Source organism: Erythrobacter sp., from assembly GCF_023653175.1.
Classification (GTDB): domain Bacteria; phylum Pseudomonadota; class Alphaproteobacteria; order Sphingomonadales; family Sphingomonadaceae; genus Erythrobacter.
Window position 1 is genome coordinate 1 of record NZ_JAMNXL010000140.1, and the last position, 9306, is coordinate 9306.

The following is a 9306-nucleotide window of genomic DNA, read 5'->3' on the forward strand; positions in this document are numbered from 1 at the left end:
CGCCCTCGCCTGCGCCGATGCTGCCATTGGTCGAGAAGGTGAACTGGATGCGGTCCGCCTTGGTCTCGGCAAAGCTCACCGAGCGGCGGTCGACCCGCACGACGCGGCCATCAGCATCGCGTGTCACCCGGCCGGGGAAGGCCGCTTCGGTCTCGGCGGTGATCTGCGGGAAGGCGCTGACCACGTCATCCGACCGGTTCATGATGTAGTCGACCGTCAGGCGCGACCCCTCCCAGAAGGGCAGCTCCCAGTTGGCCGAGAACTTCCAGTCGCGCTGGGTTTCGGGCGGAAGGGTCGGATTGCCTCCGGTGAGCACCTCGGCCAGCACCGTCTCGCCGCGCACGAAATCGAACACGGGGACGTTGAAATTGTTCACCTGCGGATCGCCCAGTGCCGAAAGCGAGGGCGCGACCTCGCGCCAGATATAGGTCGCTGACAGGTCAAGCCCGTCAGTGGGCTTCCACGTCACCCCGGCGTTCCAATCGCCCAGCAGGCCGAAGTCGCTGAGATCCTCGATGCCGGCCTGAAGGTTCAGGGTGAAGTCGCCCAGCCCGTCGAGGAATTCCTCGCGCCCGCTGGTCAGCGGCACCACCAGATTGGCGCCGGTCGACAGGCGGCGGCGGGTAAGCTCGGCGCCCGTCGCCGAGCGCGTGTCGCTGCTTTCGATCCTGCGCCAGTCGAGCCCGAGGTCGAAGGTCGCCAGCACCTCGCCAGCGGGCAGCTCGGCGAGCGGGCCTTCGAGCGTCGCCTGGGTTTCGGTGGTGATCGTCCGGCGGCGCGCAATGTCGAAACCGTTGGCGGTGTCGGTCGGCAGCGGGCCGTTGAGCGCCAGCGTGCCGGCCAGCGCAGCGTTGCGGAAGACATCGAGCTGATCGGGCCGCAGACGCCGGTCGATCTCGGTCTCGGTCTCGCTGAAGGAGCCGTCGAAGGTGGTGGTGAGGCGGAAGGCATTGAGCGGCTGATTGATCGAACCTGCGGCCGAGACCGAGTCACTCGAGGTGCGCCGGGCGAGCGGGGTGTCCGCGCCGAAGGTGCGCACGATGCCCTCCACGGCTGGATCGTCGGTCAGCGTCACGGTGTTGAGCCCGTCGAGGCTGCGGCTTTCATTGCGCGCATAGTTGAGGTTGGCGCTGAGCGATGTCCCGCTCTCGACGATCGCCTTGGCCCACGAGACATTGGCATCGAGCCCGAAGGTGTCGGCCAGCAGGCTGCGGAAATCAGCCTGGTCGGGATCGCCCGCGACCCCGGATTGCGAGCCTTCGGTCTGCGGCACGTTGCGCTCGGCCTCGGTCAGCAGGCTGGTGTCATCGGCCCGGACGCTGGCGTTGATGCGACCTCCATTGGCGATCTTGAGGATGCCAAGCTGCTGCTCGTTGCGGCTGTAGCCTCCGCGCGAGGGCGCCTCGAACTCGAGATCGGCCTGACGGTTCGAATAATTGTCCTTGAGGATCAGGTTGATCACCCGGCGATCGGGCGGAAAGCCGAAGCGCTGGGCGACTTCTTCGGGGAACACCTCGACCTTGGCCAGCGCCTCGGGCGGGTAGTTGGCGAATTCGCGGAAGCTGCCGATGCGGATCCCGTTGACGAGGATCACCGGCTGCCCGCCGCCGCGCCCGCGCGCCGAGCCGGTGCGCGCGCTGATCTGGGCGATGAGATCGGTGATCGAGGTCACGCCTTCGGCTGCAATCGCGGTCTCGTCGAGCTGGAGCAGAGGGGCCTGATCGACGAACAGCTGCCCGCGCACCCGGCCGGACCGCACCACGATCTCGTTCACGCCCGCGCCGGTGTCGCTGGCGCTCTCGGGTTCCTCGGGCTCGGGCTGCGCGGCCGGCTCGGGCTGGGGCTGAACGGCGGTTCCGGCATCGGCGGCAGCCAGCGGCAGGGCAAGCGCAAGCCCAAGCACGCAGGTACCGGCGCGCAGGCCGGCGCGGGTGAGCGGGGAGAGGTTCATGGAGTCCCTTCGGTTACGGCAGGTTACTTCGCGGGGGTATCGGGGCGGCCGTTACCGCTCCCGGGAGGCGGAGCGGTTACGCACAAAACCGGCCCGGAGATGCGTGTCCTCCCCGGACCGGACCAGTGCTTTGGGTCCGCCATTGTCGCACTAACGCACGAGCCTTCCCTTTTGGTTCCCGCATCGCTAAAGCGCTGCCTCGCATCGACGGGCGTATTGTGCGCCGCAACGAAAACCAAAGGGAATACATGGCCAAGGAAGAACTCCTCGAAATGCGCGGGCGCGTGGTTGAATTGCTGCCCAATGCGATGTTCCGGGTTGAGCTTGAAAACGGCCATGAAGTGCTCGGCCACACGGCAGGCAAGATGCGCAAGAACCGCATCCGCGTGCTGGTGGGCGATGAAGTGCTGTGCGAACTCACGCCCTACGATCTCACCAAGGCGCGCATCACCTACCGCTTCATGCCGGGTCGCGGCGGCCCCGGCCCGCAGTAAGGCCAGGGGGCCCGCGGCATGGGCTCTCCCCATCTGACACTGGCATCTGCCTCCCCCCGGCGGCGCGAGTTGCTCGCGCGGCTCGGGGTGGTGCCCGACGCCGTGGTCCCCGCCGACATCGACGAGACCCCCGGCAAGATCGAACTCCCGCGCGCCTATGCCTTGCGCATGGGGCGCGAGAAGGCTTGTGCCGTGGCGGCCCCCGGCTTCGTGCTGGCGGGCGACACGGTGGTGGCGGTGGGCCGCCGCATCCTCCCCAAGACCGAAACGGAAAATGAGGCGCGCGCCTGCCTCGAACTGATGAGCGGGCGGCGCCATCAGGTGCTCTCGAGCGTGGTGCTGCGCGCGCCCGACGGCACCTTGCGTGAACGGCTCGACGAAACCGTGGTGTGCTTCAAGCGCCTCTCCGCCGAGGAAATCGCCGCCTATCTCGCAGGCGGCGAATGGCAGGGCAAGGCGGGCGGCTATGCCATCCAGGGCGCGGCCGAGGGGCTGATCGCGTGGATCAGGGGTAGCCATTCGGGGGTGATGGGCCTGCCGCTCTACCACACCCGCGCGCTGCTCAAGGCGGCGGGGTTTGCCATTGGCTGAGTGGCTGATCGAGGAAGGCATCGCCGAAACCCGCGCGCTGCTCGTCGATGGCGAGCAGGTGCGCACCGCAAAGGTGTTCTGGCCCGGCGAAGTTGCGGCAGGCACGCGCACCACCGGCAAGCTCATCGCCAAGCTCAAGGGCACCCGCCGCGGGGTCGCGCTGCTGGGCAATGGCACCGAGGCGCTGGTCGATCACCTCCCCCCGCACATCACCGAGGGCCAGAGCCTCGACGTCGTCATCACCCGCGCCCCGATCGCCGAGCGCGGGCGGCTTAAGCGGGCGCAGGCACGCGCTGCGGGGTCGGACGCGCCTTCGCCGGGCGCAGGCATCCCCGAAGGCCGGATCGTCCGGCGCTTGCCCGTCGGCCTCTGGGAAGAAGTCTGGCACGCCGCCTCTGCCGCCAGCCTCGACTTTCCCGGCGGCGAGGTTCTCGTCAGCGTCACCCCGGCCATGACTGTCATCGACATCGACGGGATCGGCTCCCCGCGCGAAGTGGCGCTCGCAGCTGTCCCTGCGATTGCGCAGGCGCTGGCCTGGTTCGACCTCGGCGGCAATATCGGGATCGACTTTCCCACGCTCCAGACCAAGGATGATCGCCGCGCGGTCGACGAGGCGCTGGAGGCGGCACTTACAGGCTGGCCGCACGAGCGCACCGCGATGAACGGCTTCGGCTTCGTGCAGCTTGTCGCCCGGCTCGAGGGGCCCTCGCTGCTCCACCGATTCGCCACTGCCAGACTCGGGGCGGCTGCGCGGATAGCGCTGCGGCGCGGCGAAGTGGCGGCTGAAAGCGGCGCGACAGGGCGGACGCTGCTGCTGACGGTCCACCCCGCCCTCAAGGCCAAGCTCAAGCAGCCGTGGCTGGAGGAGCTTGCCCGCCGCACCGGGCGCGAGGTGCGGATTGCGACCGATCCCGCCCTTGCCATCGAAGCGCCCAATGCCCAGCTTCTGGACGCATGACACTCGCCTCGAAACCCTGCCCGATCTGCCGCAAGCCCCGGCACCCGGATCATCACCCCTTCTGCTCCACGCGCTGCCGCGACCGCGATCTGGCGCGGTGGTTCTCGGATTCCTACGCTGTACCCGGCCCTCCCGCCGACCCGGAAGAAGTGGCGCAGGAAAGCTGGCGCGAGCAGGATTGAGACGCGCAAGACAATCCTGCGGCTTCGGGGGCAGATTTGTGGACAAAAGCCCCTTGCCAACCCCTGCCGCCTTCGCCATAGGGCCGCTCTCATTTGCTCGCCGGGGCAGCCGAATGGCATCTCCCCGTCGCTCGCAGCGAATGCCCGGGTAGCTCAGGGGTAGAGCAGCGTATTGAAAATCCGCGTGTCGGTGGTTCAAATCCGCCCCCGGGCACCATTCGCTGGAAAGGGAAACAGACGATGTCCCGCCGCACCAAGCTCTATGAAGGCAAGGCCAAGATCCTCTACGAGGGCCCCGAGCCGGGCACGCTCATCCAGTACTTCAAGGATGATGCCACCGCCTTCAACGCCGAGAAGAAGGGCACGATCAACGGCAAGGGCGTGATCAACAACCGCATCAGCGAACACGTCTTCACCCGCCTCGCCCATATCGGCATCCCGACCCACTTCATCCGCCGCCTCAACATGCGCGAGCAGCTGATCCGGCAGGTCGACATCATCCCGCTGGAAGTGGTGGTGCGCAATGTCGCGGCCGGCTCGATCTCGAAGCGCCTCGGGATCGAGGAAGGCGAGCCGCTGCCGCACACCCTCATCGAATATTACTACAAGGACGATGCGCTCGGCGATCCGCTGGTCGCCGAAGAGCACATCGCCTGCTTCAATTGGGCCACCAACGACGAGATGCACGACATCTCCTCGATGGCGATCCGCATCAACGATTTCCTGTGCGGAATGTTCGCCGCGATCGACATTCGGCTGGTCGACTTCAAGCTCGAATTCGGGCGCCTCTATGATGGCGATTACAGCCGCGTGATCCTCGCCGACGAGATCAGCCCCGATGGCTGCCGGCTGTGGGACATGGCGACCGGCGAAAAGCTCGACAAGGACCGCTTCCGCCGCGAACTTGGCGGCGAGGAGGAGGCCTATCGCGAAGTCGCCCGCCGCCTCGGCCTGCTGGGCGCGGAAGACAATGGCCCGGGCGAGGTGTTCGACCTCTCCCACGCCCGCTCGCGCCTGCGCGGCCCGCCGCCGCTCAAGAAGTGATCGCGCTGAAAAAATAGGCTGACAGGCGGGTTTCAGCCGCTAGTCTCGCAGGTCTCACAACCGAAGCGAGAGATACCTGAAATCCATGCGGAATTTTCCCCTTGCCGCCAGCCTGCTGCTGGCCTTCTCGCCGCTTGCCTTCACCACCGCGCTTGCCGCACAGGACGCAGCCCCGCCCGCCGCCGCCGAGACCGCGCCAGCGGCCGAGGCACCCGCACCAGCCCCCGTCTGGCCCTTCGAGGCGAGCGACCTGCCCGTCGATCCCGGCTACGTCTTCGGCCGGCTGGGCAACGGGATGCGCTACATCATCCGTCAGAACGCCACCCCGGCGGGCACCGCGCTGGTGCGGATGCGCATCGCCTCGGGCGCGCTCGAGGAAACCGATGGCGAACGCGGCCTCTCGCATTTCCTCGAACACATGGCCTTCAACGGATCGAAAGGCATCCCCGAGGGCGAGATGATCAAGCTGCTCGAGCGCGAGGGGCTGGCCTTCGGCGCGGACACCAATGCCTCGACCGGCTTTGAAAACATCACCTACATGCTCAACCTGCCCCGCAATGACGAGGCGCTGCTCGGCACAGCGCTGATGCTGATGCGCGAGACCGCAAGCGAGCTCACCATCGCCGAGGACGCCGTGGCGCGCGAGCGCGGGGTGATCCTCGCCGAACGCCGCGACCGGTCGGGCTTCCAGCTGCGCAATTTCGAGGACAACGTCGCCTTCCTCGCGCCGCAAGCGCGCTACGGCCGCCGCCTGCCGATCGGCACGGCCGAGGTGCTCGAGAACGCCACCGCCGCGCAGATCCGCGCGCTCTACGAGCGCACCTACCGGCCCGCCAATACCGTGCTGGTTGTGGTCGGCGACTACCCTGTCAGCGTGGTCGAAGCCGCAATCCGCGCCCGCTTTGCCGACTGGACGCCCGCCGGCCCCGCTCCCGCCGCGCCCGATGCCGGGCCGATCGACGTGGAACTCAAGGGCAGAACCGACATCCACCTCGACCCAGCGCTTCCCGAAAGCGTCGCCATCAGCCGCCTCGCCGCGTGGCGCGACGAACCGGACACGCTTGCCACCCGCCGGCAGGATGCGCTGCGCTCCATCGGCTATGCCATTGTCAACCGCCGCCTCGCCCGCCTCGCGCGCGGGGCTGACGCACCGTTCCGGGGGGCGAGCTATGGCACCGGCGACATCTTCGAGGCCGCGCGGATCACCAGCCTCACCGTCAGCAGCGCCGATGGCGAATGGAAGAAGGGCGTGGCTGCCGCCACCCGCGAAGTGAATCAAGCGCTCACCTACGGCTTCACCCGCGCCGAACTGGACGAACAGCTCGCCAATATCCGCACGAGCCTCGAGAACGGGGTCAAGGCCGCCGAGACCCGCAGCAATGCCGTCTTCGCGGGCGCGGCGCTGGCGCTGGTGAGCGACGAGCGCGTGCCGACCACGCCCGAATGGGCACTCGCGCTGTTCGAGGAGATCGCGCCCGCCATCACCCCCGAAGCGGTGTGGCAGGCGATGCGCGAGGACGCCGCGCCGCTCGCCGAACCGCTGATCCGCTTCGAGGGCCGCGCCGCGCCGGAAGGCGGCGAGGCGGGTTTGCGCGCCGCCTTCGACGAAGGCCTCGCGCTAGCTATCGCCGCGCCGGTCGACAACGGCCCGCTCGCCTTCGGCTACTCCGATTTTGGCCCGGCCGGCGCCGTGGTCTCCGACACCACCGAACCGCGCCTCGGCTTCAGGGAAATCCGCTTCGCCAACGGGGTGCGGCTGACGCTCAAGAAGACCGACGTGCGCAAGGACCGCATCGCCTTTTCGCTGGCGGTCGACGGGGGCGATCTGATGAACACCCGCGAGGCGCCGCTCGCGGTCTACCTCGCCTCATCGCTCTCCGCAGGCGGGCTCGGCAAGCACAGCCAGGACGAGCTCGCCAGCGTGCTCGCCGGGCGCAGCGTCAGCTTCGGGCTCAATAGCGACACCGATGCCTTCACCACCTCGGCGACCACCACCCCGCGCGATCTGGCGTTGCAGATGCAGGTGCTGGCCGCGACGCTGACCGATCCCGGCTACCGGCCCGAGGGGGTCGAGCGGTTCCGCAAGAACATCGACAACTTCTTCAACACGCTGGATTCGACCCCCTCGCGCGCGCTGGGTGCGGCGAGCGGCCGGATCCTGTCGGACAGCGACCCGCGCTTCAGCCTGCAACCCAAGGACGCCTTTTTCGCGCTCGATTACGCGCAGCTCAGGGCCGCGATGGCAGACCGGCTCGCGCGCGGCGCGATCGAGATCGCACTGGTCGGCGACCTCGATGAAGAGGCCGCCATCGCCGCGGTGGCCGCCACGCTCGGCGCGCTTCCGCCGCGCGAGGCTGCCTTCATTCCCCGCGACGACAACCGCACCCGCAGCTTCACGCCCACGCGCGGCGACCACCGCCTCACCCACAAGGGCGAGCCCGATCAGGCGCTGCTGCAATGGGTCTGGCCGACCACCGACGACAGCGATCCGGCCGAGGACCAGCGGCTCGAACTGCTCGGGCGGATCGTGCGGCTGGAACTCACCGACCGGCTGCGCGAGAAGCTGGGGCAGGCCTATTCCCCCTCGGCCGGGTCGAACACCAGCCACCACTACCCCGGCTACGGCACTTTCGCGGTGAGCGCCTCGGTGGCCGCCGACAAGACCGCCGCCACCCGCGAGGCGGTCGACGCGCTGATCGCCGACCTGCGCGCTGCCCCGCTCGATGCCGACGTGATCGAACGGGCCCGAAAACCTTATCTTGAGGAGTACAACAACTACCTCAAGGACCTCGGCGGCTGGCTGGGCCTCGCCGCGCGCGCCCAGAGCGAGCCTGAACGGCTCGAGCGCTTCCTCGCCGCGCCCGATGTGATCCGCGCGATCACGCCTGCAGACATCCACCAGGCCGCGCTGCGCTATCTCGCGCCCGAGGCGGCGGTGCGCTTCACGGTCGTTCCCGAAGCCGCAGGCGCCAAGGCCGACGGAGGCTCCGTCGCACAATAGGCCAAGAAAAAGCCGGCAGGTCGCCCCCTGCCGGCTTTCCCCTTTGGTTCACCTTCCTCGTAGGAAGGCCCTCCCTCAGTACTTGAAGCTCACCATCGCGCCGATGACGCGCGGCTCGTTCACGAAGGCAGTGTTGTTGTTGAAGTCGACCACGCCGAGGACATTGTCCTCGTCGGTGATGTTGCGCGCGAAGGCGGCGACTTCCCACTGGCCATTGTTGCCCGCATAGCCGATCTTCAGACCGCCCTCGAAGCGGCTGCCGGCGTTGAACTCGGCGCTTTCGTAGAGGAGGAAGTTGGTCTCGCCGAGATAGACCCAGTCGGTGAAGATGTAGAACTCACCCGAATTGCCCACCGGGATGCCGTAGCGGGCGGTCAGATCGCCGCTCCACTCGGGCGCGTTGGGGAAGGGGTTGCCGTCGATGAAGGCGCGGCGGTTGCCCGAGATCACCCGGGTCGGATCGGTGACGGTGCACTGCGCGCAGATGCCGACCGCCAGGTTCGGGTCCTGGATCTCGGTGCTGTTGTAGGCAACGCCCACCGTGACGAGGAAGCGCGGGGTGATCTGGAACGCGCTATCGAGCTCGAAACCGTAGCCCTCGCCCTTGTTCGCGTTGATCAGCTGCACGAGGTTGCCCGCGCCGCCCACCGCAGTGAACTGCGGATCGGAGACGGTGTAGTAATAGACCGCACCGTTCAACCGCACGCGGCGATCGGCAAACTCGCTCTTGAAGCCGGCTTCATAGGAGGTGATGTTCTCCGACTGCGCGACCGAGGGCGCGCTGAAGAAGGCGACGTCGCGGCCCTGGATGGTCGGCCCGCGGAACGAGTTGGCGACCTTGGCATAGAGGCTCGCGTCCTCGCTCACGTCAGCGAACAGGCTGATGTCCCAGTCGAAGTTCTGGTCGCCCACGCTGCGCGGCTGCGGCGCGGCGCCCGAGACCACGACGAAGTCCTTCTGGTCGTCGGTGTAGCGGATGCCGCCGGTCGCACGCAAGGTCTCGGTCAGCTGGTAGGACACCTGCCCGAACAGCGCCCAGGCGTCGTTCGTGTGGTTGACGGTGACCGGCGGGGGGAAGTCGAAGC

At 68.0% G+C, this 9306-nt stretch carries 7 protein-coding genes, 1 tRNA gene and 1 pseudogene; 7 read left to right on the plus strand and 2 right to left on the minus strand.

The window, feature by feature from the left end:
- Window positions 1–1951 (minus strand): annotated as a pseudogene (locus tag NBV68_RS14255) (TonB-dependent receptor); the annotation flags it as partial.
- Window positions 1952–2199: 248 nt separating this feature from the next.
- On the opposite strand from NBV68_RS14255, the gene infA reads away from it, so the two are divergent.
- From infA to NBV68_RS14290, 7 genes are all read left to right on the plus strand, one after another.
- A complete protein-coding gene (infA, locus tag NBV68_RS14260) occupies window positions 2200–2445 on the plus strand; it encodes a translation initiation factor IF-1 (RefSeq protein ID WP_007163491.1) in 246 nt (81 codons plus the stop codon).
- A gap of 18 nt (window positions 2446–2463) precedes the next feature.
- Window positions 2464–3036, plus strand: coding sequence for a Maf family nucleotide pyrophosphatase (locus NBV68_RS14265; protein WP_296310848.1), 573 nt, complete (start codon window positions 2464–2466; stop codon window positions 3034–3036).
- Window positions 3029–3994 carry a ribonuclease gene (locus NBV68_RS14270; RefSeq protein ID WP_296310850.1) on the plus strand — a complete coding sequence of 322 codons (966 nt, stop codon included), beginning with the start codon at window positions 3029–3031 and terminating at the stop codon, window positions 3992–3994. Before NBV68_RS14265 ends, NBV68_RS14270 begins: the two co-directional genes overlap by 8 nt.
- Entirely contained in the window at window positions 3991–4176 is a 186-nt protein-coding gene (gene yacG, locus NBV68_RS14275; RefSeq protein ID WP_296310852.1) for a DNA gyrase inhibitor YacG, read from the plus strand. Before NBV68_RS14270 ends, yacG begins: the two co-directional genes overlap by 4 nt.
- A 142-nt stretch (window positions 4177–4318) precedes the next feature.
- Window positions 4319–4393: transfer RNA gene (locus tag NBV68_RS14280), tRNA-Phe, on the plus strand.
- 23 nt (window positions 4394–4416) lie between these two features.
- Entirely contained in the window at window positions 4417–5220 is an 804-nt protein-coding gene (gene purC / locus NBV68_RS14285; protein ID WP_296310854.1) for a phosphoribosylaminoimidazolesuccinocarboxamide synthase, read from the plus strand.
- A gap of 85 nt (window positions 5221–5305) precedes the next feature.
- Complete coding sequence (locus tag NBV68_RS14290; RefSeq protein ID WP_296310857.1) at window positions 5306–8221, plus strand: M16 family metallopeptidase; 2916 nt, start codon at window positions 5306–5308, stop codon at window positions 8219–8221.
- Window positions 8222–8296: 75 nt separating this feature from the next.
- Here the strand turns inward: NBV68_RS14290 and NBV68_RS14295 are convergent.
- Window positions 8297–9306 (minus strand): TonB-dependent receptor (locus tag NBV68_RS14295; protein WP_296310859.1); only part of this gene is annotated, 1010 nt, incomplete at its 5' end.